Here is a 22,234-nt window from a genome sequence, read left to right on the forward strand (position 1 = left end):
CACCTTTGTGGAGGGATATATATGAAAGTTGCGGTCGTCCTGCTGAAGATCATCGGCATTCCTGTCTACCTTTACCTGGTGATGCTGCTGCTCGATCAGATTTTTGATTTCGAAGCTGCAGAAAAGCCGGCGCTTCTTATTCCGGCAACACTTGTGACTTATTTGGATGTTTTTTTCTTTAGGAGAAAAGGCAGGAAACAGGATTAGCATCCGCTCGTAAACGCGTCCTGTCAGATGGCGGATGAGTCTTCCTTTTCCAACACGTTCTCGACGTAATCCTTCCCCCATTCATACATGGCATCCAAAATAGGCATGAGACTTTCCCCATGTTCCGTCAGCGAGTACTCGACTTTCGGGGGAACGACCGGGTAGACTTCCCGGTGCACGATCAAATGGGCTTCGAGCTCCCTCAGTTGTGTGACGAGCATCCGCTGCGTGATCCCAGGCATGAGCGCCTTCAATTCTCCGAATCGTTTCGTGCCTTCCTTACCTAAGTGCCATAAGATCAGCATCTTCCATTTCCCCCCAATTACAGACAGGGTCAATTCCTTTTCACAGTTAAACGATTTCTCTCCTAAGTTCGGCATCCCTCTCGCCACCCCTTCTATCATCCAATAGTATACTTTTTATCACTATATGCGATTAATGTGCGTACTTTTTATTCTGGAACGGCCTTAGTATACTATGGAACATGCCCGCGATAAAAGCATTCCACTTTATCCGGCACACGATACTCGAACCATAGAGAAGGAGAGAATATACATGAAATTACAATTAGCATTAGATCTCGTCAATATTCCAGAAGCGATTGAAGTAGTCAAAGAGGTGGAAGCATACATCGACGTTGTCGAAATCGGCACCCCTGTCGTGATCAACGAAGGACTGAAAGCAGTAAAAGAAATGAAAGCCGCCTTCCCGAACTTGACGGTTCTGGCCGACTTGAAAATCATGGACGCTGCCGGCTATGAAGTAAGCCAGGCATCGGCTGCGGGCGCAGACATCATTACCATTCTCGGAACAGCGGAAGACGAGTCTATCAAAGGTGCGGTGGCCGAAGCGAAAAACCAAGGAAAAGAAATCCTTGTCGATATGATTGCCGTAAAAGATATCGCTGCCCGCGCGGAAGAGTTGGATCAGCTTGGAGCCGATTATATCTGCGTACACACAGGCTACGATCTGCAAGCAGAAGGAAAAGACTCCTTCCAAGACCTGCACACGATCAAAAGCGTAGTAAAAAATGCCAAAACGGCCATTGCTGGTGGAATAAAACTGGAAACACTTCCGGAAGTCGTGAAGCAGAACCCTGATCTCGTCATCGTCGGCGGCGGCATCACAAGCAAAGAGGACAAGCAGGCGACCGCACGCGAGATGCAGACATTACTGAAACAAGGGTGAAGGAAATGAAAACGGCTGGTTACTTAGCGGAGATCATGGAAGAACTGTCTCAGACGGTCCAGCAGATCCCTGAGTCAAAAGCAGAGGAGCTTGTGAACCAAATTACAGCTTCCAAGAAAGTATTCGTTACAGGCGCAGGCCGATCCGGCTTCATGGGAAAATCCTTCGCCATGCGGATGATGCATATGGGAATCGATGCCTATGTCGTGGGGGAAACGGTAACAGCCAATCTCGAACCTGGTGATTTGTTGATCGTCGGATCCGGATCTGGAGAAACGAAAACCCTTGTCGCTATTGCAGAAAAAGCTAAACATTCTGGGGGAAAAGTGGCTGCGGTCACGATCTCTCCGGAATCGACGATTGGACAAATGGCCGACATTGTCATTCCCTTGCCAGGCATGACGAAAGACCAATCTGCCGGCAGTCACAGCTCTATCCAACCGATGGGAACGCTGTTCGAGCAGACGATGCTGCTGTTCTATGACGCCTTGATCCTTCGCTTTATGGAGAAAAAAGGACTGGATTCCGATAAGATGTATGGAAAGCATGCCAATCTTGAATAATCAGGAAAAGGACACAAATGAGCATTTGTGTCCTTTTTTGTATGATGGTTTCCTTATGGCTTTACAAAACAAAAGGCAGAATTTAAAGAATGGAATACAGCTCCTTAAAGTCATGGAGAGTATGGTCGGCATGGTCGCTTTCTTCCTTGTGCTCCGAAAAGTAGCAGGCGCTGATTCCTGCATTCTTTCCCGAGAGAAGATCCAGGTCCCTGTCACCGATCATGATCGTCTGTTCCGGCTTCATCCTATGTTTCTCTATCAAATGATGGATCGCATCAGGACTCGGCTTTCTCGCAAATCCTCGTTCCGCAGTGATGCATTCCGTAAAGCAGTCGGCTATCCCGGCCTTTTGTAGTAATTCGACGGCCGTGATTCCCTTATGGGTAAACAGGTAATTCTTTCTGCCTGATGCAGCTATGTAGGTACAGACGGCTTCGATCTCTTCATACGGCTTAGAGTGTTCCATCTCGGCTTCGCTTCTCTTCTTGTTATAAGCGGCCAGAAAATCTTCATCTATTCCATATTTCTGTTCATAATGCTTGTAGGCAGTGGATGCCGACACCCGCATATGCCCTTCAATGGTTTCTGCCGGCTCGTCAATTCCCCGGCTTTCCAGCGTTTCCTTGAACGCCCGCGCCATCCACGGATACGTATCGAACAGTGTGCCGTCAAAGTCCCAAATGATATGTTTATACACGTCCATTCCTCCTTATAAAGTTGCCAAGATTCAACCAGTCCTTCTAAAACCATTCATCGTCGGATCACAGAGTGCAGCTTCCACTCAAATATACAAGAAACACCAAGCATTTTCCATACATTGGATATACATGACCGGCCGACCTTTTAATGAAGCAAGTAACCTGTATTATGCTATGCTAGAAAATATATTCATATATTTTACTGATATAGAGGTGGAAAAATGTTGAAAGGTATAGAAGACATAAATTACCAGGAAGTAATGGAGTATTCTCTGGACCCGATCATTCTTCATACAGACTACAAAATCCTGTATATAAACAAGGCGGCGGAGGAATTCTTCCGGACGGATAAAGAAAGTGTGATCGGGATAAGCCCGTTAGATATATTTAAAGAGTCGTCCAAGGGTGCAATCAAGCGGAGGATTCAATCGGCTTACGATTCTCCAGCAGCTGTCATTGAAGAGACCATCTATCGAATGGACAAAACAACGGTGACCGTTGAATTATATTGCCATCCCGTTATGCTTGGGGAAAATAATAAAGCCATTCAATCCTATATCCGTGATATCACCATCCGGAAAGAAAGCGAAAAAAAGCAGGAGGATATGCTTCAGGAAATAAACGAGCTGTCAGCAACCATCGTGCCTATCATGAGTAATATTGCTATCCTTCCATTAACAGGGAACATATGTGAGGACAAAGCAGGAATGATCTTAGAAATCATCCCTGAAAAAGTAAAGGATCAAGCACTTAAATACCTCATTATAGATTTCTCCGGGGTGTACAGGTTAGATGATGTGGTGATTGATTCCCTGTTCAAAATCATCCACGTCTTATCTCTGCTCGGCGTACAGGCGGTGCTTACCGGCTTACGGCCTGAGATGGCGATCGAGGCAACAAAATTAGGGATAAATTTGTCTGATGTTCCTACTCTGGCCTCCGTTAAAGACGCCCTTGTTTATTTGGGCATTCATTGATGTTCACAGGTCATCCGCTGTAAAAAACGCAGCCATGGCCTGTGACCAATTGCATGCTCCACTAACCATTTATTTAATAAGCGCTTGTATTTCGTTATACTGAAGTAACTTTACATGGAAACACCTTTCATCATCACGCTATTGGTATATCAAGCGGAAAGGGAGATGCTTCATGAAAGAGCGAATGAAAAACGGGATGATTTCCGCTATCATGTTTGCTGTATTTGCTGTTCTCTTTGGGTACTTTGTCGGCGGAGAGATACGGTGGGAGAACGTTACAGGTCTAGCGATAGGCGGGTTTATTTCCTGGGCCTTCATTATTCCACGGATTCGGAAACTGAGAGGAAAAAAAGAGGAGTAACAGGTCACTTAGGCAAATATTCGTCCTCCTTTAAACCAGCTATTTTTATCAACCGATCTATAGAAACTTTCAACTGCTCTCGGCCTGTTTCCTCTTTATGATGGCCGGCTCTCCTGATTATCCTTTTTCTCTATGTAGGTGATACGCGGTTCATACGTGCAACGTATGTCAAACGTCGTTTCTGAAGTCGTTATGACGTGGTGTTGAATAGAATAGATTTCCCTCCCCGGCCCCGGCTGTTCATCATACCATTCAAGATATTCCGAATCCGTGCATTTATACAAGTACCACGGCCTGTCGTCTTTTCCAACATCACCCGCCCGCGCTTTGGAAGCATGTTCAACAAAAGAACCCATCTTCACTTCCCCCGCAATTCGGAAGGACAGAACGAAATTTCCCTCGTCATACGTATCCTAATGAAAGTGCATCATACCCTTTTCGTTTTCAAAGGTAAGGATAAGACCATCTTTTGTCTCCCCCCATTCCACCTTCTCCAAATATCTCCCATGTCTATAGGCCGTCGGATTCCAGACGTGCATCTCCATAGTAGTAATGAGGGGCACCCTTTCGAATTTAATTTTTCAGAGGTTGTCCGCGTCGCAGCTGATTCTTACACCTTCCATCCCTGTTGTTTCTCATTTCATAAACGTCTTCCGCAATCACTTCTATCCTTCTTTTCGTAACATGTATGGCTCCTCCGTCGGCAAGTGCGATAAAAGGAATATTTTCTTTGTTTAAATGATGGTAAATGAATTCATCATCTTCTTTGACATAATGACACCATAACCTAGTTCCATGCAGGAGCTGAAGTGGCCTGTATTGGTTGGTTTGTCTCTGTTTAGTCGTGTAGGAAATATCACTTCCGAACAGGATGGCCCCGGCACTTTGACCAAAGATAATTCCTCCATCGTTATAGTACTGTCTTATAACCTCATCGAATCCACTCTTCTTTAATACTTCCAGCAAGGTTACACTTCTCCCTCCACTGAAATAAACCGCAGAAAAACGGGTTAAGTCCTCCCGTTTCTTATCGGCAAGGTCTGTCCACATCACGAATTCTTTTACGCCTAATGGCATAAGGATACTCTTAATATAATCGAAGCTCCTTTGATAGGATCGATGCTCTGCATCACCAGCCAAAGGGATATAGAGGATGGGTTTATCTGCATCCACCTTATTTACGAGAAACTGATATACGTCGAGGTTTTGTTCATAGCTTCCGCCGCCGGACAGGATTAAGCTTCCCAATTAATCACTCCCTCTCTTATTATTAGTTAACTCCTTAACAAGCGAATTTCTATAAATAAAGTTTCTTTTCCTCTCTCATAGCAAATTAAATGGAGACCATCTTCCCGGTTAAATCCAAAACACGAAAAAAAGAGCTGCCGAAACAGCTCTTTTACTTCTTTAAAACCGGGATCCAGATCTCGCTCCGGAACGTCGGAGCGCTCACGTCCTTCGACTCATTCCAAAGAATTTCCGGCCCCTCCTTTTGTTCATAGTTCGATGCCGGGAACCATTCCGAGTAAATCCGTCCCCAGACATCCTGCAGCGTTTCCGGAAAAGGACCGGCGGCTTCGAACACCGCCCATGTCGAGGCTTCGACCTCAAGCTTTGCGAAGGCATCGGGACACGCTTCGGTGGTCGCGACCCCTATATAGTGGTCGAGTTCTCCCTCCTCCTGCATCCTCCCTTCGGAAAAGTTCGCCGATGCACTGAGCATGCCGGATGGTTCGATGTTCGACAGCTGCTTCAGCTCCCGGATCGATGATTCGTCCAACGCTTCCCACATGGCTGCGATTTCCGGGTTGACCCCTTCGAAAATAATGGGGACCCTCTTTTTCAAACCGATGATACGGAATGCTTCTTTTTCTTCGATACGGTAGTTCATTTCCACTCCTCCTTTGATGGATAACTGGAAGGACATCGGCGGATAGGCTTTCAAGGCTTTTCCGTCCCGCTTCCCTTCAGACGGTGTGATGCCGTGCATGTGTTGAAACGCCTTGGCAAAAGCGTCGGGGGAGCCGTACCCGTAGCGGAGAGCTACGTCGATGACCTTGGCACCGCCCTCCCTCAACTCAAAGGCTGCAAGCGTCAGCCGCCTGCGCCGGATATATTCCGAGAGTGGGATGCCTGCAAGGAAGGGAAACATTCTTCGGAAATGGTATTCCGAACATTGTGCTATTGCCGCCACTTCCTTCATGTCGATCTCCCCGGTCAGGTGTTCCTCGATATATTGGATTGCGTTGTTCATAGCGTTGAGCCTATCCACTGGCATGACCTCCTATAGACTTAGAATAACAGGTCGGGATGCGGAGTACCCGACTTTCGGTGCACGATTTGGACGGTACGCACCGATACTATTGATTGATTCATCAATCAATATAAGCTATAAATTACCTGCCTTCGCTTCTTCCTTCTCCTCCGTCCGAGTGAGATGCGTATCGACACGCAGAAACAGGACAAGCCCAACGGCACCGAGCACCAGATATTTCATCCCCATCACCCAGGCAGGCACGAATCCGCTTAACAGGACGCCGAGAGCGGCGACGAGCATGGCGATGTAGCCGGTGAACTGGAAAACCGCTAAGTACGAGCTTCGTTTATTATCCGGAGCCAGATCTGCAAGCATGCTCTGTTTGACGGGGATATATAACAGCTCCCCGAACGTTACGACAGCCATCAGTACGATCAGGATCCACGGAGAATCCACCACGGTAAACAGGGTGTAGCCGATCGTATAGGATATCAATCCTACCAACAGTATCGCTTTGTTCCTCCACTTTTTCACGAGCCACGTAAGGAAACCGGCAGCGAAGACGACGAGAAACGTGTTTTCCGAGCGCAGGATTCCAAGGATCAGGAACCCGTCGACCTCGACATTTATGGAAGAAAAGGAAAGCAGCGGCTGCGCTTCGATCGTTTGGACGAAGTGGATCGCCAGGAAGTTCGTCAGTTGTTCCTCGAGTGAGTATATACAGATCCCTGCAAAGAGGAGCATCAGGAATACCCGGTCCTGAAAGACGACTTTATAATTGTTCCATATCGTTGGTTGGACTTTTTGTACAGAAGGTTGCAGCTCTTGGTGAGGTTTGATGTAGGATTCTGTGATGAAGAGTTGTGTGATGACGGCAGAGAGCAGCGAGACACCGGCTATGCCGAGAAACAGCTGGAACAAGTACTGTTGAAAAAGGACGGCCCCGATCACGCCGGCAACCGCGGAGGAAATGTTCCCGACCCAGTACAACAGTGTGAATACATAGCGCCGGTGTTCACTGGAGGTCACATCGAGCACCATCGCTTGGGAGACCGGACCGATCAGCCCGCCGAAGAACATCCCGAAAATAAAGAAGCTGTAGGTGAGATACGGCGCGTCCAACCACGGGGAATTCAGCCAGGCAATGATAAAAAAAGTGAAAGCGGAGCCGATTTCTGCCCAAACCATCAAGCGCTTGCGCCCGATCCGGTCTGAGTAGAAGCCGCCGATGATGCCGCCGGCGATTCCTAAGAATACAAGGCTTGCGACCATCAGACCCGTCACCGTCTCGCCGACCTTCTGAGCGAAATATACCGTTAAGAAAGGAAGCACCATCATGTTGGAGAACTGGGTGATGAATTGCGTGAATACCCTGATCTTCACATTCGGGTGCAGCTGTTTAAAGGACATGCCCTCTCCCCTCTTCATAAGGATCTCGGCCCGAACAGCAGGTAGGCATGGCGGGTGAACATATCCCACGCCTTACGGTCGTCCGCTGTCTCCGTGAAAGTCAGGCGCGCACCGTTGACGTAGGCAAGGTATGTATCACTGACGTCATCCGGCTCCAGTTCCATCAACTCCCCAAGCTCCTGCCCTTTGACGATCAACGGACGAAGCGCATTCCGCAGCTGAACGGCAAATTGGTCGAGCTCCATGAATAAATCAGGAAATCGTTCCCGCTGGGCAATCACATACTGCAGCAGACGTACATAGACCGTTTGCTGAGCGAAGAAATTAACGTGCTGCTCGATCAGTTCGCGGATCTGCACGGTCGGCTCTTCCGACGGTTCCGGTGAAGCGAGCATCACCGCCTTCACTTCCTCCAACGGCTCCAGGACAGAAGCGTGGAAAAGCTCCTCCTTGTTTTCAAAATAAGTAAACACCGTACCGAAGCTTACCCCGGCAGCCTTTGCCACCTCTTTGATCGTCGCATTGGAGTACCCATTCATAGAGAACATCTGGATCGCAGCTTGAAGGATCCGTTCTCTCTTTTCTGCAGACTTCTGCATCGCCATAAGTGTCCACTCCTTTTTCCATAGTTATTAATGATTGATTGATTAATCATTATTGTATTGGATAAAATTGGAGTTGTAAAGCAGGAATACATATCATCCCTTAAAACAGCTCTTACACACCCTTATATTTTTCCAGGAGATTAACCGGTCACAGTAAACGTTTTCATATATTTCGATTTGAAGATGTTTATCTATATATATCAGGGGTATTACAGAACTAATACAATATACCTAAGGAGCCCTTGAATGAGATTGGAACAAGACCTTCTCCAGAGAATTGAAAACAAAGACAAAGATTCTTTAACCGAAATTTATGATTGCTACATCCAATACATATACAGATTACTTACCAGCAGAATCGATGACTCTTCCAGGGTAGAAAAGATTATAAAAGAATTATTTGAAGATATTTGGAACGATCCACAAAGCTATTCTCATGGTAAGTATTTCTCATCTACTTTAACTAAGAAATGTCTAATCCTAATCAGAGAGTAAATCATTTCCTTTCATTGAATAGCTATCTGACATAGATTCAAGGCTTGCCAATGTATATACCTATTGATATGTGCTAAAATTTAATTACCACATTCTGGTCGGGAGCAATTCTCCCGGCTTTTTTATGTATACCTATGAAAGGAGGACAGCCATGAGCGCGTGCATCTTACTTAAAGAGCGCATCGAGAAGAAAAGACGGAACATGTACAACGCCTACCTCAGCCACGCCGACTATCAAAGCATCGTCAAGATCTCGCAGGAATTGGACCACCTTCTGAACCTTTACCGGAAACATTGCCAGTAAGGACGAATACAACCACAGGCTCCGCGCATACTACATAATAAAAAGCAGATCGGAGAACAGCATGTTTAACTTTTTTCCCTATGATACGGCCGGATGGATCATGCTCGGTGCGATGGTTCTGAATTTTATTGGTATGCTTGTGCTGCTTTTTTTGGGACTGAAGGGTAAGTGAGGGTTTATGGAAGGAACGAAATGGAAAGGATGCAGATGGTGGCTCCCCAAATGAAGTGCTTTGACTGCATTCAAACCTTCATGGCGAGTCCCCCTCCAATCTTTAGTCAGAGCGCATGCTCTGGCTTTTTTTATCTGCTTCGAACGATTTACATGGTAAAATAAACCCATATTAACAGGAGGTGGTTTCCCATGAAGCCAAGAGTATCTGTCATTACGATCGGCGTCGATAACCTGGAGGAATCGCTGCAGTTCTACCGGGACGGCCTCGGCTTTCCGACGGAGGGAATTGTCGGGGAGGAGTTCGAGTATGGAGCGGTCGCATTCTTTGATTTGCAGCCTGGTCTGAAGCTTGCTTTATGGAATCGGGAAAGCATCGCTCATGAAACGAAAGTGAAAACAGGCAGCCCGAGCCCGACCGAGTTCACGCTCGGTCACAATGTCAACAGTAAAGCCGAGGTCGATGAAGTGATGGCTAAGGCGGAAAAAGCTGGTGCATCAATCACCGACCCGGCGCACGATACGTTCTGGGGTGGATACTCCGGACACTTCCAGGACCCGGACGGGCACTTATGGGAAGTCGTCTGGAACCCTGACTGGGGTGAAGTGGAATAATTGACTTCCTGTATTTAAAGAGACGACCATTTCTTTTACAGGATGGCAGGGGAAATGGGACGTTATCCAGAGCCCACTTCCGGGAAGCTCTAGTATTCCTTTGTAAGTATTCCCTCTTCCTCCTCTGCCTGGTACTGGACCATCACTTGGGCATGAGGAAGCTTAAGATCATTCTTCAAAATATCCAAAAGCTCATCGACGCTTCGCTCATCCACAGGTTTCCGCTCTCGATTGACCCATATGGACACGGAAGGAGCTGCGTCCAGCTCTTGAATAGCAGGCAGATCCGTTTCCCCTATATACTTATCCGTCACGGCCGGGTCCGCATAGCTTACCATCACCATTTCGATCTCGGTAAACCGTTTTTCCACATCCTCCATAATCAAATCAGAGAGCTCATCTTCAAAATAATTGACGGCATACGTATCCACCATTTCCTTACTGGCAGCATCCTCATAGACGGTGAAGTCGACGCCGTTCGTTGTATTCCTTACCTTGGCAGCATAATCGAATCCGTGGAAATTCCCCATGTTGTCGTACAACGTATCGTACATCTCCATCTGCCCGGAAAAATGAGCGTCCAGATACGCACCTGCCTTCTCCTTCACTTCCTCTTCTTTTCCTGCATCAGGAGTCATATCGACGATAAAAATAACGATGAGGAAACCGACGATAACTCCTGCACCTGCCATCGCAATGAGCGTCCATTTCCCTAACTTTCCCATAGAATCCTCCCCTCGCACATGTCAGAATCCTTATCGCTTATCCTTACTCTGCCTATAGTTATCGATCACCAACTTCGCCCAATCAACAACATTTGAAGGCAGTCCGTCTATCGGAAAATACCTCAGGTCGATGCTCTCTCCATCGGCCATCGCTAATTTCCCAAATGTATGCTGCGCTTCATAAATGCCGATCACGTTGTACACCTCATCGCCGTTCGGGTATTTGAAATAAAATTCCTTCCCGGACAGTTGGTCGATGAACGTGACTCTCTCCGCCCGCAGACCCGTTTCCTCAAAAAGCTCCCTCGCAGCGGTCTCTTCCAAACTTTCCCCGGGCTCCATGGCTCCGCCTGGTAATCCCCACTCCTCTGTATCAGAACGATGCTGCAGCAAAAGCTCTCCGGAATCGTTGAATACAAGCACGGTCGACCCAGGTACGATTAACGGTCTTGTTCCAATCAGCTTCCTCATCTGCATGACATAATCAGACATACCGATCACCTTTTCCTTTCCGAAATCATTCCTCTTTAAAAGCTAACCCTTTCTCTTTCAAAGCGCCCTTCAGCTTCGGTATCGACGACGGCCCCAGGCCGTGAAATTTCAAGATTTCCTCTTCCCTGTAAGCAGATAACGTCTCCAAAGACGTGATTCCATTGTTTTCAAGAGCCCTTCTGGCGGGAGCTGCCAGGATGGAGAGAAATCCGGTTTCCGGTTTTCGCTCGCTTTCACAAATCGGGCAAGTGGGACAATCGCTGCTTTTATAGTAACGATGGCCCTTCTCACAGGTTCTCTGTTCTTTATTTTCAGTCATCTTCCTGCCTCCTTTAGTTACCAGTGTACCTGCAGTTTATTGCCGTCCGGGTCATAGAAGTGGAAGTAAGCATGGCCGTTGTCTTCCCGTATCTCCTCCACCTTCACCTTGTGATCGGTCAAGTGTTGGTGAAGCTCAGCCAGCCTCGGACTTGTAAACCCGATGCTGAACGCCGCTTCCTTATTAATCGTGAAATGAGCAAACGTTTCATCATTGGTAGGCACCAAGATAAGTAGAAACGGACCATCCTCCACTTTGATGATCGCCACCGGTTCTTCCGTTATAGTCAAAAGCTCGAGCCCCAACGCGTCCGTGTACCACCGGGCGGAAGCCGTCAAATCCTTCACTGGAATCCTGACGTAGTGCACCTGTTCAATAAATGAATGACTCATCCTATCCCCTCCTTTTTTCATTTTTATTAGATTCCCACCATTCATGAAAAACTTAGGCAGAGCAATAGAAGTATCCATGGGGTTTCTTCCTTTCATGATACCATGAAAATTTTACCAAACGAACATCTTGATGGTGCTCACCAATACGATGGTATAAAAAGATGCCGGACCTCTCCATAGAGTTCCGGCATCTCCTTTCAAGCGTCAATCGAGCAATTTCCTATTGATGATCACATATACGATGGTAAGCAGCACGAGCATGGCGACTATAAGGACCGTACCTTCCCCGGCGTAGTGAACCACACTGTTGAAGATCGCAAGCAAACCTAAAGGCAGAAAAAAGCCAAGGCCCGTAACGGTGCCTAACAACGACTTATTCCGAATCATCTTCTCGTTAAAACCCGCCAGCAGCCACGTCTGTTTCTTTACTCCGACCAAAAAGGAAACCCCTAGAAGAACGATTCCGAGCAACAGCAATCCATAGTCCACGTTTTCTCCCGCCTTTCTGGGTCTATACCATATCTACGTTTTAAATCCATCCAGGTTCCAATATTTTACTTTGATGACTCAATACTTGCTTTTAGGAACAACAAAGAGGGCGATCATACCGACAAGCGAGAATAGGATAAACAAAAACGGATATCCTTCCATATCGACCAACCTTCCGGCAAGCGTCGATCCCATTACCTGCCCAAAGGCAAGCAGGACGAAAGGAACACCGATTCCGAGAGAAGGGTTGCTTTTGAATATGGAAATCCCCCATAGGATCAAAACCCCTGACATGAAAATATAGGAGCTGCCGAATAAAGCGGGGGAAAGCACACCTGCTAGTTTGTTTCCCGATAAAAACACCAATGCAAGAGACGATGCAGCTAACAGAATCACAGAAATCCGGTAGGCGCTTGCCATTCCGATTTTTTGGATGACGCCCCCGACGGTCCCGCCAAGCAGCCCCGCCGCTCCGATAATCACCCAAAACCACTCGCCCAGGTAAAGAGGGGCTGTGTCCAAATGCAGGATGTAGTCTCTGGAAAACGTCCAATAAGCAGAGCTTGCGATTCCCAATAAAGTCGCAGCAATGATCAATGGCAAGGAATGGTGCCAATTGGCTTTCTTAACTTGCACCGTCTTCTGCTTCCTCCCAATTCTCTGTTTCGGAAGTGACTTATAATTAAGGAAGCATACCAGCGCAGCGATTGCCATGAAGATGAGATAGCTGATTCTCCAATGGTCACTAAGGACAATCGCCGTCACGCCCGTAAGCGCTGTTCCGATGCTGGTGCCTGAGTTGATCCAGGAGTTCGTTTGACTCTGCTGCGTTTCTTCGATATGTTCCTGAACGATATCTGCGTATGGTGGAGAGGAAAAGCCTGTACTCAGCCCGGCTGTGAAAATACCCAGACCGAGGAGCAGGGGGTTGGCAGAAGCAGCGATCACTCCTAATCCTATGACGGACGTGAACCCGGCTGTCATCAAGATGAAGGTTGGTGTAAACCTTTGAGAGAATACCATCACTAGAACGATAGCGATACAGTAGGCTAAATAGGACAACGAAGAAATCAGACCGGAAGTGGAAGCGTTCATAGGTATCGATTCACTAATGTATGGAAGCATCAGCCCGTAACTGAAACGGGATAAGCCATACGTGACCGCTATCATCGGCAGACCGACGGATATCAGTTTATTGGCATTCATGTCGCACCTCCATTTATATAGAACGTTCATTCTAATTTAGGGTAAAAAGAAAAGGAAATAGCGACTATTTCCTTGTTTGAACTTTTATCGTATCTGCTAAATGTCCAGCACCGGCTTTCACTTTTTCTATATCAAGAATCTGAGCCATCGAAGTTATTCCTTCCAACAAAATGGAAATCTGTACACTAAGGGATTCGCCATTTTTGAAAAACCTCAAATCTTTTGCGATTTTGTCGATAAGCTTCTGCTTGTGCTCCTGCGTCAGCGACGAAATGTCTTCGTTCGCTCCGGCATACTCCTGCTTGGCCCGAAGGAACATGCAGCCATTCATCCCTTCCTCTTCCACCCATTTCAGATGGGCCTCTACGATGGAATCGATATACGCTTCCGCATCCCCATCCTTGTTGATGATAAGGTCCAGACGCATGAAATACTGCTTCTCCCTTTCCCGTAACACGGCAGCGATCAACTCTTCTTTCGATTTGAAATGATAATACATCGTCATCGTCGCTACGTCTGCCTGCTCCAGGATTTTCTTGACCCCGACAGAATGAAACCCGTGCTCATAAAATAGTGCTTCCGCTGTCTCCATGATTGCTTCTTTTTTGCTTGATTTTTTCATCGTATCATCCTTATATAGAACGTTCATTATAACTAAGGTAACACAGGCCCGACATTAACACAAACCGGGATTTATTATAAAACCCCCGATTTAAAGGTCCATCCAGATTCTTTGGCACCCTATGAACGACTCCCCTTCAAAAGAGAGTCTATACACATCAGGCATCGCAAGCTGTTTCCAGAACGAATACCCATACGCTTCGTCAAAATAATTCATGATCAGCACCATGATATTCCCGTGCGTCCCGATGACGACATTCATGTTTTCATAGTCTGCTAAGACGGTTTTCATGCCTCTGATCCCTCGTTGCTGTGCGTCCCTGTTCGACTCTCCGCCTTCCCAGCTGAAGTCCGGGTCCGCCCATACTTTTTCGATTGCCGCTTCAAAGTCAGGGGCTTTCCCTTCCGTCAACGTCCTTTCTTTAAAATCCTCGAGGAGATGCACCTCTTTCCCATGAGAAACAGCCGTTCCTTCCACGGTTTGAACCGCTCTTGCATAGGGGCTGGAAAGGACGGCATCGATTTTCTCTTTTTTTAAAAGCTCGGTCACTTTCTCTGCATCCTTGTATCCTCTTTCTGATAACGGTCGATTCCTTTCGTCTGATGTGTAGGTCGAATGGGCATGTCGTACGAGGTACAGGTTGGTCGCCATAGAAGCCTCCTTGAAATAAAAGTTTCGGCTAATAAAGTCGCTTTGTATAGCTTTCTTCTAATCTCTTTTGAATGGAATCCACATTGGATTGTGGTAACTTCGCATGGTCAAACAACATGGCAGCAGCTGATGGCAGATGGGATTTGTCCAGCCAGGAGTCAGGCTTCCACAAGCCCGAACGCAGGAAAGCTTTCGCACAATGAACAAAGCATTCTTCTACCTCCACCCCGATACCGAGGAGCGGCTTTTTCCCTTTATGGGACATGCTCTCCAGAAGCTCGTCATCTGTCACTAACGTCGCTTTCCCATTCACCCTTAACGTTTCTTCCATTCCGGGAATGAAAAAGAGAAGACCTGCGCTTGGATTGGACAGAATGTTCCGCATCGAATCGACACGTTTATTGCCGGGCCTCTCCGGTATGACAAGCTGCTTTTCATTCAGAACCCGTACAAATCCGGCCTCATCTCCCCTCGGGGAAACATCGCAGAAGCCGAATTCATCGGCAGTGGATATAACAAGGAATGGAGATTTGGAGATAAACGCAGCACAATGATGATCCAGATAGGTCAATACTTTGTTTTTAACTAAGTCACTGGGAATACCGATGATGGCCCGCAATTCTTCTTCCGTTTGAATCGTTTCTTTGAAGCGATCGTTCTCTTTCATCATTACTCCTCCCCATTGCCCGATCAGCCAAGGCGCTTTGATCGGACTCTCAATCCTTCATCAATGACGAAATAACCGAGAGCGACAGGCAAGGCAACATACATGGCGATCGTTATGTAATTGTTGGTAACGAATGCAGCGGTTAATAGGAGCGCTGTCCCGATTCCACTCTTAATCCTTTCGTTATTTTCCAATATAGAAAAACTCAAATGACTTAGTAATAATTACCAATAATTATTTCAGATTAACTACTGAAATTCAATTATTACCACAAGCTGATTCTCATATATTCCTTCATAGAGCAATCGATATCTTCATTCTCTGCTTACACATATTTACTTATCAAATACCTCTCACTTAAAAGGAAGCTGTCAGTAGCCCCCCCAAATAAAGACTAATTATACGTCACTATTCAGGGGATGGTTCTGTTTTTTTCCTTTGTGTTCTCATTCCTTAATAGAGTAAGCTAGAAGATAGATGGTATATCCATATATGTTAGGGATAGTGTTACTACATAAGGGCTTAATCAGGAACCCTAATAGGAACAACATCGAACTTGCAGAATATTTGATTTGACAGTAGAGCCTTCCGGGTAGCAGCAAACTAGTTTATCTATGAAAGATAAAGGAACTATAAACGTACAAATCTTTGATTTCCCGCAAAAATAATAAACACGAATCTTCGTGTTGAATCGGATTGAAACGGTATCAAGATCAGGGTTATCAGGATACAGTACACCTTGTTCAAGCACGGTTGAACGTGTTGACTCTTCCACCATCTCACACTCAACAGAAACCTTTCCGCCATTATTTCGGCATGCAATAATCTCTTCCATACAACCTGCCGGAATAGGAATATCCCTCTCCAACTCTTTACAAAACGAGACCCAATCCAATACACGCTGCGTTTTAATACACTCCACTTCATTTGTGAGCTCCGAATTACCCCCACGCGTCTGGACCCGGCCCTCCAACTTCAGCGTCACATCATCAACTACTTGCACCTCACCGCTCACAATAAGGCGAATCCGCGTCGTTTCCATAGAGCTTTGCTGAACAATGACCGCAAATCCACAAGATACGGTATTCCCCTCATTATCTACTGCTCTGCACGTTACTTGCGTCGTCCCTAATGAAAGAAAAGAACCCGAACTAGGAATGCATGATACAGTTACGGGACTGGTTCCTCCAGTAACTTGAGGATCTGGAAATGAAACAAAGGCACCAGTGACTCCGGTAGATACTTCTATTATTTGATTTTCCGGACATTGAATTCTGAATTCCGTGAAGGTTATTTCCACGAGGCCATCCCCATCACCAACACCAGTCAGGTTAACTTGGTTCGCGCCTGCATTGAAGGACCCTCCACCTCCTCCACTTCTTCCTTCGTCAGCACCTCCACCTCCTCCACTGAAACCTCCGCCTCCTCCACTACCAGAGGTAGGTACTTCATAGGCACCTCCACCTCCTCCGCCTCCGCCCAGACCACCATTATTTCCCGGATATGATAAAGGAGGACCCGCAGACCCACCTTCTCCTCCAGCTGCCCCGGAGATAATTGAAGTTCCCCCATCGCCTCCGCCAAGAGATCCTGGAATTGGTGCGCCTGCTCCACCATTACCGCTTATACCGCTGCCGCCTCCGCCGGCTCCATCGGAGATTCCTCCGCCACCACCTCCTCCGCCTCCGCCAAATCCATTACCTCCATTGCCCCCATAAATGCTGCCTGGTCCTCCAGAACCACCTGCAGAAAAAGATCCTCCTTCTCCTGAAGCAGAAGAGCCAATTCCAGACTGACCTGCACTTGCACTATTTGTTATGACAGCGTTTATACCGTTAGCGAGTAATGAAGCTCCACCACCACCTCCAGCTGCAATAAGTAAATTATCACTATTTAAATCATCATAGTCATCCCCACGCCAAACAAATGATCCACCGCCACCACCTCGACCTCCACCTTCTTTATCCCCTCCCGCCCCTCCTGCTAAAATGGACAGGATTTCTCCTGGAATTACATTAAATTCGCCTTGCATGGATACCCCTAAGCCACCTTGTCTCGAAGTGAAAGGATAATCCCCCCCTTTTGCACCAACAGCCTTGATTGTTAATGAATAAACATCCAAAGGAACTATAAAATGCTGCAGACTCCCCGTGTACGAAAAAACTTGTGTTACCATTCTTTTCTCTCCTCTGATCTCCTAATTAATTTCGGTCATATAAAAAATCCGCATTTAAATTACTGTATGCACCCCCGCTCTTTATGGTCAGGACGGTACTAAAGACCCAATATCGATGGTTCTTAAGTACGGAAAATAGCTATGGAAGCTCTTGTCGTTCAGGCATTCATTAAAGGATAAGGAAAGAGGAAAGCGGATCTCCGGCATGATACGGAGATCCGCTTTCCTCGTGCTGGGAGCACTTATTTTAAACGGTCGTGCAGGAACTGTTTGATTAAAGAAGCACTTGTATGCAAATCTTCTTCTAATGGAAAGTGCCCGGTATTTAGAAGGTGTACTTCACAGTCTTCGAGATCTCTTTGAAAAGCAAGTGCCCCTTCCGGCCCAAAGAATATATCGTTTTTCCCCCATACAGCCAGTGTAGGAGGCTGATACGTCCTGAAGAATTCCTGCCAACGTGGATATTGTTTAAGGTTGTTCCTGTAGTCGTATTGCAAAGCAAGCTGGATGTCGTCATTGCCGGGACGATCCAATGCCCATTGATCCATATTCCAGGCATCGGGACTGATGCGTTCGGGGTTTCGCGTTCCGTTCGTATATTGATACTTCGTAAACTCCGCAGATAAAAGAAATCGGATGTTATTCTTATTTTCCTCACTCGGATTTCCCCAATAGGTGCGGACAGGGTCCCAGGCAGGCAGGAGCCCTTCTTCATAAGCGTTCCCATTTTGAGTAATGATGGATTGAATTCGTTCCGGATGGTCGGCTGCCAACCGGAAGCCTACCGGAGCTCCATAATCATGAACGTAAATACTGAACTTCTCTAAGTTTAATTCTTCTACAAATTCATGGATCAAAAGAGCGATGGTATCGAATGTATAATCAAACTCTTCCAATTCAGGCTGGTCATTTCCGAACCCTGGATAATCAGGGGCCACAATATGATAATCCTCCATCAGCTCTGTAATTAAATTTCGGAACATATGAGAAGAGGAAGGAAAACCATGAAGCAAGAGAATCGTTGGATTTTCTTTATTTCCCGCTTCCCGGTAAAAAATCGATATGCCATTCACATTCACTGTTTTGTACGCCACTTCCATGTAATCACCTCATAAGTTTTAGTAGCCATGCTCCATCCAATCCTTGTAATACGACAACACTTTACATTCCCAACATTTTTATAACCTCTTAAAAATAATTTTAAAGGTTATAAACTTACGTTAAGGCACTTTTTATAACTTGTCAACATATCTTTTAACGGTTATATTTAAGGGGGAGGAGAAAGAGATGGATAAATCACTATTTGTTTTAGGTGGTCCTGCATGGATCAACCTTGTCAATACTACTTACAACGCCAATAAACAAGAGATTGATACCTTAGACGATAGATCTGCTACGTTTCAATGGCTGAAGGAAAACAACGTCGTGCGGCAGTCTGATCTTGACGCATTGGAAAACAAAGAAACCCTGCATGCGCTGATCCATGAGCTTCGTTCGCTTCGAAGCCTTTGCCAAATCGTCCTGTCTGATCTGGAACAAAATAAGGAAGTATCCCTCGATACAATCAAGCAGTTACAAAAGATGTCGGAAGAGCTGAACGTCCGTCTGACCGTTGCATCTGCTGAGGAAGCATTTAAATTGGTGTGTGAAGGAATGTCGGTGAAGGATCATGTCCTGTACCATATCATTCGATCTATTTTTCACACACTGGAAACAACTTCTGTCAGCCGGATACGAAATTGTGAGCATGAAGAATGCCGTCTCTACTTCGTGGATACCTCTAAACCAGGGAAGCGACGCTGGTGCAGCATGGAAATGTGCGGCAACCGTAAGAAGGCTGCTGAATTCTATGCAAAGAAAAAGAAAAAATAGTTACTAAACAAACTGGAATGGAAAGATGTTACTCCAAAGCGTTGGGTTCGTTCCGAAAGCAGACGAAGTTCCCCTGCAACATTTATCTAACGCCCCTTTCAGGTGAAAACTTGAATCCAGGGGTTCTTCATCATGTATTACATGTGCAGTAAGTTAAGCACCTGCACGCTCTCCTAATATGTAGCAAACAAAAAAACCCGCTGCCTAAGCAGCGGGTTTTTACTATAAGCGAATGTTCTTATCCCACGTTCTGACCGGGTACTGGAACATCCTCTTGTTTATCTTTTTTCATAAGCTTATCAGCAATGGCAGTAATTGCTCCATCGCCCGTAACGTTCGTTGCGGTACCGAAGCTGTCTTGAGCCAGGTAGAGAGCAATAATTAAAGAGACCATGGTGGAATTAAATCCTAACATCGATTCGAGAAGGCCGATGGCTGCCATGACCGCTCCGCCAGGTACACCCGGGGCGGCAATCATCGTAATTCCTACCATCAGTATGAACGGGAATACGTCTGCGAATGTGGTTGCTTGTCCTTGCATATACATAACCGCCATGGCACAGCTGGTAATCGTGATCGCACTTCCTGCCAAATGGACATTAGCAAGTAACGGCACAGCAAAGTCTGCTACACGTTCCCGTACCCCGATTTTCTTCACGTGCTTTAATGTGACGGGAATCGTAGCCGCAGAAGACTGCGTTCCAAGCGCTGTAAAGTAGGCAGGCGTCATTACTTTCAATAAGCGGAATGGATTCCTGCCATGCATACTGCCTGCAATACAATACATGACTACAAGATAAAGCAAGTGCAGCGATATGATCATCAAGAACACTTTCGCGAATACACTCAAGATTGTCCCTACTTGTCCTGCATACGTCATATTCGCGAAGATTCCGAATATATGAAACGGTAATAGAGGAATGATGATGTTCTTTATTACTTTCTGGATAATGGAGCGGAATTCATTCATGACTTGTAATAAATAATCCCCTTTAACAGCCGTCATTCCTACTCCTAACAGGAAAGATAATATAAGTGCGGCCATTACGCCCATAATGGGAGTCATTTCAACGGAAAAAGGTGCTTCCACCAGCGATTCTTCCGGATTAGCAAAGGATTCTCCACTTTGCCCTTGCAAAAAGGATGGGTACAGATTCTTAGCAAACAAAAAAGCCACCGTACCCGCCAGGACCGTAGAGGCATAGGCTAATCCAGTCGTCAGACCAAGCATCTTTCCTGCGCCTCTTCCCATGGACGCGATGCCGGGAGCAATAAAACCGAGAATGATTAACGGGATGACAAAGCTCAGAAAGTTACCGAATAAACCTGTAAATGTTGCAGCAATTTCAATAAGGATTTCTGGTGCAAATTGCCCTATCACGATACCTAGAGCGATCGCAAGAACAATCCTTAACAACAATGGTATTTTTTTCATCTCCCTCTTCCTTCCTCCTGTTGCTGAATTTTAACGAGTTCATGTGTAATAGAATAAAACCTGGTTTATACGATAACCTTTTTTTAATGGTTTGTGAAGTATAAAAAAACTGTAAAAACAGTGGATATTTATGAGTACAGCTCCTGTTTTGTGCTGCTGCTTCCCCATCGCCATCCCAGTGTTTTAAGCAGCTCATGGTTTCTAATCTTCTATTTCACAAAAGAGAGGGAGTGCATGTCACGATACTTAGAGACGGTGATCATTCCTGCAGCACGTTCTATTCACGATCTTCTCTCTAAATCACTGATTCTGTCTTCCAGCTCTTTCACTTTGTTGGTACTGATCGCGCCTGTCGTAAACGCAATCAGACCGAAAATGAATCCCATGATCCCAAATATGAACCCCATCATTCCGAAAACATCCATGTAATTCCCACCTTTCTCCTGGTATATTGTTCCCAATCTGTTCTCCTTCGTTTTATGTATATGCCTTGATTGGGAGTTTACCAAATTCCATTTCCTTTCACGTCCATTCGCATATGAATGATACGACTTTCCCCAACTATATCCAATTCATCATAACAGATCATCATTCCTTCCTCTTTTTTGGTTTAACCAATCGTATAATAAAAACCGACCCTTTATCAAAAAAGGTCGGTTTACATTCAGGATTCCATTCACGAAAGTATCTGTTCCAGTCGTGCCTCTATTTTCTCCGCGGTCATAACGCCCCCGCCAAGCCCGATTACTTCATCCCCTTTCTTCAAAAGCAGTGTGGGATAGCTGTGGATATCAAGCTGCTGAACCTTCGCAAAGTCCGCACGGGCGTCTGCGGTAGAATCTACACTTTCGAATCGTGCCTCTACCGCGTCTGGATCGAGTCGATTTTCTACAGCGATTTCCCGATAAGTTTCCGGGTCACGGAGACTCTTACCTTCGTAATAAAATTTATGCTGCATGGAAGCGGCCAGGTGGTATGCACGGTCTGGAGCGAAATGCCGCAAAGCTGCAAATCCTTCAGCCGCCGCTTCCGAGTCCAATAGGATACCTCCTTCTTCCAGCAATGTTTGGTAGGATTCCCCAAACTCGGCACCTGTCAACTGACTGATTCGCTTATTCGCTTCCGGTATGTGCGGGAAAGAGTCGATCGGCAGCTTTCTTTCACCTGCAAATAGACCTCCCGATAAAACAGTTAAGGAAAGTTCAGGGTGTTTCGCGTGAAATTCTCCCAGACTCCTGGAGAACCCGTAACACCAACCACAGTACGCATCCCATATATAGAGAAGGGACATGCCTTCCTTATTCATAGTAAAACCTCCTTCCTATTTTCAATGCAGA

The 22,234-nt window shown here is 46.2% G+C and carries 30 protein-coding genes; 8 read left to right on the forward strand and 22 right to left on the reverse strand.

Features of this window, described 5'->3' with window-relative positions:
* Nucleotides 1-21 precede the first annotated feature (21 nt).
* Nucleotides 22-207 carry a hypothetical protein gene (locus tag M662_RS16015; protein ID WP_026578046.1) on the forward strand — a complete coding sequence of 62 codons (186 nt, stop codon included), beginning with the start codon at nt 22-24 and terminating at the stop codon, nt 205-207.
* A 23-nt stretch (nt 208-230) separates the two neighbouring features.
* On the opposite strand, the gene M662_RS16020 is transcribed toward M662_RS16015, so the two are convergent.
* Nucleotides 231-587, reverse strand: a complete 357-nt coding sequence (locus M662_RS16020; RefSeq protein ID WP_008633405.1) for a winged helix-turn-helix transcriptional regulator — start codon at nt 585-587, stop codon at nt 231-233.
* Between the two features lie 175 nt (nt 588-762).
* Here M662_RS16020 and hxlA point away from each other — a divergent pair, with 175 nt between their 5' ends.
* Together hxlA and hxlB are read left to right on the forward strand one after the other, a co-directional pair.
* Nucleotides 763-1,395 carry a 3-hexulose-6-phosphate synthase gene (gene hxlA, locus M662_RS16025; RefSeq protein ID WP_008633406.1) on the forward strand — a complete coding sequence of 211 codons (633 nt, stop codon included), beginning with the start codon at nt 763-765 and terminating at the stop codon, nt 1,393-1,395.
* A 5-nt stretch (nt 1,396-1,400) separates the two neighbouring features.
* Nucleotides 1,401-1,958, forward strand: coding sequence for a 6-phospho-3-hexuloisomerase (hxlB, locus tag M662_RS16030; protein WP_026578045.1), 558 nt, complete (start codon nt 1,401-1,403; stop codon nt 1,956-1,958).
* Between the two features lie 82 nt (nt 1,959-2,040).
* Here hxlB and M662_RS16035 read toward each other — a convergent pair whose 3' ends face one another.
* Nucleotides 2,041-2,655 (reverse strand): HAD-IA family hydrolase, encoded by a 615-nt coding sequence (locus M662_RS16035; protein WP_026578044.1) that lies wholly within the window; start codon nt 2,653-2,655, stop codon nt 2,041-2,043.
* Nucleotides 2,656-2,877: 222 nt separating this feature from the next.
* Here M662_RS16035 and M662_RS16040 point away from each other — a divergent pair, with 222 nt between their 5' ends.
* Both M662_RS16040 and M662_RS16045 read left to right on the forward strand, forming a co-directional pair.
* Nucleotides 2,878-3,633, forward strand: a complete 756-nt coding sequence (locus tag M662_RS16040) for a PAS domain S-box protein (RefSeq protein WP_026578043.1) — start codon at nt 2,878-2,880, stop codon at nt 3,631-3,633.
* 172 nt (nt 3,634-3,805) lie between these two features.
* Nucleotides 3,806-3,994 carry a hypothetical protein gene (locus M662_RS16045; protein ID WP_026578042.1) on the forward strand — a complete coding sequence of 63 codons (189 nt, stop codon included), beginning with the start codon at nt 3,806-3,808 and terminating at the stop codon, nt 3,992-3,994.
* Nucleotides 3,995-4,089: 95 nt separating this feature from the next.
* Here M662_RS16045 and M662_RS16050 read toward each other — a convergent pair whose 3' ends face one another.
* From M662_RS16050 to M662_RS16070, 5 genes are all read right to left on the reverse strand, one after another.
* Entirely contained in the window at nt 4,090-4,350 is a 261-nt protein-coding gene (locus M662_RS16050) for a hypothetical protein (RefSeq protein WP_026578041.1), read from the reverse strand.
* 217 nt (nt 4,351-4,567) lie between these two features.
* Complete coding sequence (locus M662_RS16055; protein WP_051348911.1) at nt 4,568-5,242, reverse strand: Type 1 glutamine amidotransferase-like domain-containing protein; 675 nt, start codon at nt 5,240-5,242, stop codon at nt 4,568-4,570.
* Nucleotides 5,243-5,393: 151 nt separating this feature from the next.
* Nucleotides 5,394-6,266 carry an AraC family transcriptional regulator gene (locus M662_RS16060; RefSeq protein WP_026578040.1) on the reverse strand — a complete coding sequence of 291 codons (873 nt, stop codon included), beginning with the start codon at nt 6,264-6,266 and terminating at the stop codon, nt 5,394-5,396.
* Nucleotides 6,267-6,383: 117 nt separating this feature from the next.
* Entirely contained in the window at nt 6,384-7,661 is a 1,278-nt protein-coding gene (locus tag M662_RS16065) for an MFS transporter (RefSeq protein ID WP_026578039.1), read from the reverse strand.
* 14 nt (nt 7,662-7,675) lie between these two features.
* A complete protein-coding gene (locus M662_RS16070; RefSeq protein ID WP_035388284.1) occupies nt 7,676-8,266 on the reverse strand; it encodes a TetR/AcrR family transcriptional regulator in 591 nt (196 codons plus the stop codon).
* A gap of 646 nt (nt 8,267-8,912) precedes the next feature.
* On the opposite strand from M662_RS16070, the gene M662_RS16075 reads away from it, so the two are divergent.
* A complete protein-coding gene (locus tag M662_RS16075; RefSeq protein WP_081694904.1) occupies nt 8,913-9,065 on the forward strand; it encodes an aspartyl-phosphate phosphatase Spo0E family protein in 153 nt (50 codons plus the stop codon).
* Nucleotides 9,066-9,428: 363 nt separating this feature from the next.
* Nucleotides 9,429-9,851 carry a VOC family protein gene (locus M662_RS16080; protein WP_026578038.1) on the forward strand — a complete coding sequence of 141 codons (423 nt, stop codon included), beginning with the start codon at nt 9,429-9,431 and terminating at the stop codon, nt 9,849-9,851.
* An 89-nt stretch (nt 9,852-9,940) separates the two neighbouring features.
* On the opposite strand, the gene M662_RS16085 is transcribed toward M662_RS16080, so the two are convergent.
* The 12 genes from M662_RS16085 to M662_RS16140 all read right to left on the reverse strand — a co-directional run bounded on the left by M662_RS16085 (nt 9,941) and on the right by M662_RS16140 (nt 18,690).
* Nucleotides 9,941-10,576: a hypothetical protein gene (locus M662_RS16085; protein WP_051348910.1), complete on the reverse strand. Its 636-nt coding sequence runs from the start codon at nt 10,574-10,576 to the stop codon at nt 9,941-9,943.
* 30 nt (nt 10,577-10,606) lie between these two features.
* A complete protein-coding gene (locus M662_RS16090) occupies nt 10,607-11,068 on the reverse strand; it encodes an NUDIX hydrolase (protein WP_035388282.1) in 462 nt (153 codons plus the stop codon).
* Nucleotides 11,069-11,093: 25 nt separating this feature from the next.
* Nucleotides 11,094-11,387, reverse strand: a complete 294-nt coding sequence (locus tag M662_RS16095) for an RNA polymerase alpha subunit C-terminal domain-containing protein (RefSeq protein ID WP_026578036.1) — start codon at nt 11,385-11,387, stop codon at nt 11,094-11,096.
* Nucleotides 11,388-11,404: 17 nt separating this feature from the next.
* Entirely contained in the window at nt 11,405-11,779 is a 375-nt protein-coding gene (locus M662_RS16100) for a VOC family protein (RefSeq protein ID WP_026578035.1), read from the reverse strand.
* A gap of 204 nt (nt 11,780-11,983) precedes the next feature.
* A complete protein-coding gene (locus M662_RS16105; protein WP_008637735.1) occupies nt 11,984-12,268 on the reverse strand; it encodes a DUF3784 domain-containing protein in 285 nt (94 codons plus the stop codon).
* Between the two features lie 78 nt (nt 12,269-12,346).
* Nucleotides 12,347-13,474, reverse strand: a complete 1,128-nt coding sequence (locus tag M662_RS16110) for an MFS transporter (protein WP_026578034.1) — start codon at nt 13,472-13,474, stop codon at nt 12,347-12,349.
* A gap of 64 nt (nt 13,475-13,538) precedes the next feature.
* A complete protein-coding gene (locus M662_RS16115; RefSeq protein ID WP_026578033.1) occupies nt 13,539-14,096 on the reverse strand; it encodes a TetR/AcrR family transcriptional regulator in 558 nt (185 codons plus the stop codon).
* Between the two features lie 90 nt (nt 14,097-14,186).
* Nucleotides 14,187-14,747 carry a histidine phosphatase family protein gene (locus M662_RS16120; RefSeq protein ID WP_026578032.1) on the reverse strand — a complete coding sequence of 187 codons (561 nt, stop codon included), beginning with the start codon at nt 14,745-14,747 and terminating at the stop codon, nt 14,187-14,189.
* 28 nt (nt 14,748-14,775) lie between these two features.
* Entirely contained in the window at nt 14,776-15,417 is a 642-nt protein-coding gene (locus tag M662_RS16125; RefSeq protein WP_026578031.1) for a pyridoxamine 5'-phosphate oxidase family protein, read from the reverse strand.
* A 20-nt stretch (nt 15,418-15,437) separates the two neighbouring features.
* Nucleotides 15,438-15,608: a hypothetical protein gene (locus M662_RS16130; RefSeq protein ID WP_162129308.1), complete on the reverse strand. Its 171-nt coding sequence runs from the start codon at nt 15,606-15,608 to the stop codon at nt 15,438-15,440.
* A 341-nt stretch (nt 15,609-15,949) separates the two neighbouring features.
* Nucleotides 15,950-17,590: an HYR domain-containing protein gene (locus M662_RS19660; protein ID WP_051348909.1), complete on the reverse strand. Its 1,641-nt coding sequence runs from the start codon at nt 17,588-17,590 to the stop codon at nt 15,950-15,952.
* 242 nt (nt 17,591-17,832) lie between these two features.
* Nucleotides 17,833-18,690: an alpha/beta fold hydrolase gene (locus M662_RS16140; RefSeq protein ID WP_026578030.1), complete on the reverse strand. Its 858-nt coding sequence runs from the start codon at nt 18,688-18,690 to the stop codon at nt 17,833-17,835.
* Nucleotides 18,691-18,877: 187 nt separating this feature from the next.
* Here M662_RS16140 and M662_RS16145 point away from each other — a divergent pair, with 187 nt between their 5' ends.
* On the forward strand, nt 18,878-19,462 hold the full coding sequence (locus M662_RS16145; RefSeq protein WP_008637763.1) for a CGNR zinc finger domain-containing protein: 585 nt from the start codon (nt 18,878-18,880) through the stop codon (nt 19,460-19,462).
* A gap of 238 nt (nt 19,463-19,700) precedes the next feature.
* Here the strand turns inward: M662_RS16145 and M662_RS16150 are convergent, their stop codons facing one another.
* The 3 genes from M662_RS16150 to M662_RS16155 form a co-directional block, all read right to left on the reverse strand.
* Entirely contained in the window at nt 19,701-20,897 is a 1,197-nt protein-coding gene (locus M662_RS16150) for a dicarboxylate/amino acid:cation symporter (RefSeq protein ID WP_026578029.1), read from the reverse strand.
* 281 nt (nt 20,898-21,178) lie between these two features.
* A complete protein-coding gene (locus M662_RS19505) occupies nt 21,179-21,322 on the reverse strand; it encodes a hypothetical protein (protein WP_008637765.1) in 144 nt (47 codons plus the stop codon).
* A gap of 251 nt (nt 21,323-21,573) precedes the next feature.
* Complete coding sequence (locus M662_RS16155) at nt 21,574-22,203, reverse strand: DsbA family protein (protein ID WP_026578028.1); 630 nt, start codon at nt 22,201-22,203, stop codon at nt 21,574-21,576.
* Nucleotides 22,204-22,234 lie beyond the last annotated feature (31 nt).

The sequence above is a fragment of the Bacillus sp. SB49 genome (assembly GCF_000469135.2).
Classification (GTDB): domain Bacteria; phylum Bacillota; class Bacilli; order Bacillales; family Halobacillaceae; genus Halobacillus.

What these genes read in the sequence shown, in the direction of transcription:
- M662_RS16015 (WP_026578046.1), top strand. Translation starts at nt 22, where the DNA reads ATGAAAGTTGCGGTCGTCCTGCTGAAGATCATCGGCATTCCTGTCTAC.
- M662_RS16020 (WP_008633405.1), bottom strand. Translation starts at nt 587, where the DNA reads ATGCCGAACTTAGGAGAGAAATCGTTTAACTGTGAAAAGGAATTGACC.
- hxlA (WP_008633406.1), top strand. Translation starts at nt 763, where the DNA reads ATGAAATTACAATTAGCATTAGATCTCGTCAATATTCCAGAAGCGATT.
- hxlB (WP_026578045.1), top strand. Translation starts at nt 1,401, where the DNA reads ATGAAAACGGCTGGTTACTTAGCGGAGATCATGGAAGAACTGTCTCAG.
- M662_RS16040 (WP_026578043.1), top strand. Translation starts at nt 2,878, where the DNA reads ATGTTGAAAGGTATAGAAGACATAAATTACCAGGAAGTAATGGAGTAT.
- M662_RS16045 (WP_026578042.1), top strand. Translation starts at nt 3,806, where the DNA reads ATGAAAGAGCGAATGAAAAACGGGATGATTTCCGCTATCATGTTTGCT.
- M662_RS16050 (WP_026578041.1), bottom strand. Translation starts at nt 4,350, where the DNA reads ATGGGTTCTTTTGTTGAACATGCTTCCAAAGCGCGGGCGGGTGATGTT.
- M662_RS16065 (WP_026578039.1), bottom strand. Translation starts at nt 7,661, where the DNA reads ATGTCCTTTAAACAGCTGCACCCGAATGTGAAGATCAGGGTATTCACG.
- M662_RS16070 (WP_035388284.1), bottom strand. Translation starts at nt 8,266, where the DNA reads ATGGCGATGCAGAAGTCTGCAGAAAAGAGAGAACGGATCCTTCAAGCT.
- M662_RS16075 (WP_081694904.1), top strand. Translation starts at nt 8,913, where the DNA reads ATGAGCGCGTGCATCTTACTTAAAGAGCGCATCGAGAAGAAAAGACGG.
- M662_RS16080 (WP_026578038.1), top strand. Translation starts at nt 9,429, where the DNA reads ATGAAGCCAAGAGTATCTGTCATTACGATCGGCGTCGATAACCTGGAG.
- M662_RS16085 (WP_051348910.1), bottom strand. Translation starts at nt 10,576, where the DNA reads ATGGGAAAGTTAGGGAAATGGACGCTCATTGCGATGGCAGGTGCAGGA.
- M662_RS16090 (WP_035388282.1), bottom strand. Translation starts at nt 11,068, where the DNA reads ATGTCTGATTATGTCATGCAGATGAGGAAGCTGATTGGAACAAGACCG.
- M662_RS16095 (WP_026578036.1), bottom strand. Translation starts at nt 11,387, where the DNA reads ATGACTGAAAATAAAGAACAGAGAACCTGTGAGAAGGGCCATCGTTAC.
- M662_RS16100 (WP_026578035.1), bottom strand. Translation starts at nt 11,779, where the DNA reads ATGAGTCATTCATTTATTGAACAGGTGCACTACGTCAGGATTCCAGTG.
- M662_RS16110 (WP_026578034.1), bottom strand. Translation starts at nt 13,474, where the DNA reads ATGAATGCCAATAAACTGATATCCGTCGGTCTGCCGATGATAGCGGTC.
- M662_RS16115 (WP_026578033.1), bottom strand. Translation starts at nt 14,096, where the DNA reads ATGAAAAAATCAAGCAAAAAAGAAGCAATCATGGAGACAGCGGAAGCA.
- M662_RS16120 (WP_026578032.1), bottom strand. Translation starts at nt 14,747, where the DNA reads ATGGCGACCAACCTGTACCTCGTACGACATGCCCATTCGACCTACACA.
- M662_RS16125 (WP_026578031.1), bottom strand. Translation starts at nt 15,417, where the DNA reads ATGATGAAAGAGAACGATCGCTTCAAAGAAACGATTCAAACGGAAGAA.
- M662_RS19660 (WP_051348909.1), bottom strand. Translation starts at nt 17,590, where the DNA reads ATGGTAACACAAGTTTTTTCGTACACGGGGAGTCTGCAGCATTTTATA.
- M662_RS16140 (WP_026578030.1), bottom strand. Translation starts at nt 18,690, where the DNA reads ATGGAAGTGGCGTACAAAACAGTGAATGTGAATGGCATATCGATTTTT.
- M662_RS16145 (WP_008637763.1), top strand. Translation starts at nt 18,878, where the DNA reads ATGGATAAATCACTATTTGTTTTAGGTGGTCCTGCATGGATCAACCTT.
- M662_RS16150 (WP_026578029.1), bottom strand. Translation starts at nt 20,897, where the DNA reads ATGAAAAAAATACCATTGTTGTTAAGGATTGTTCTTGCGATCGCTCTA.
- M662_RS19505 (WP_008637765.1), bottom strand. Translation starts at nt 21,322, where the DNA reads ATGGATGTTTTCGGAATGATGGGGTTCATATTTGGGATCATGGGATTC.
- M662_RS16155 (WP_026578028.1), bottom strand. Translation starts at nt 22,203, where the DNA reads ATGAATAAGGAAGGCATGTCCCTTCTCTATATATGGGATGCGTACTGT.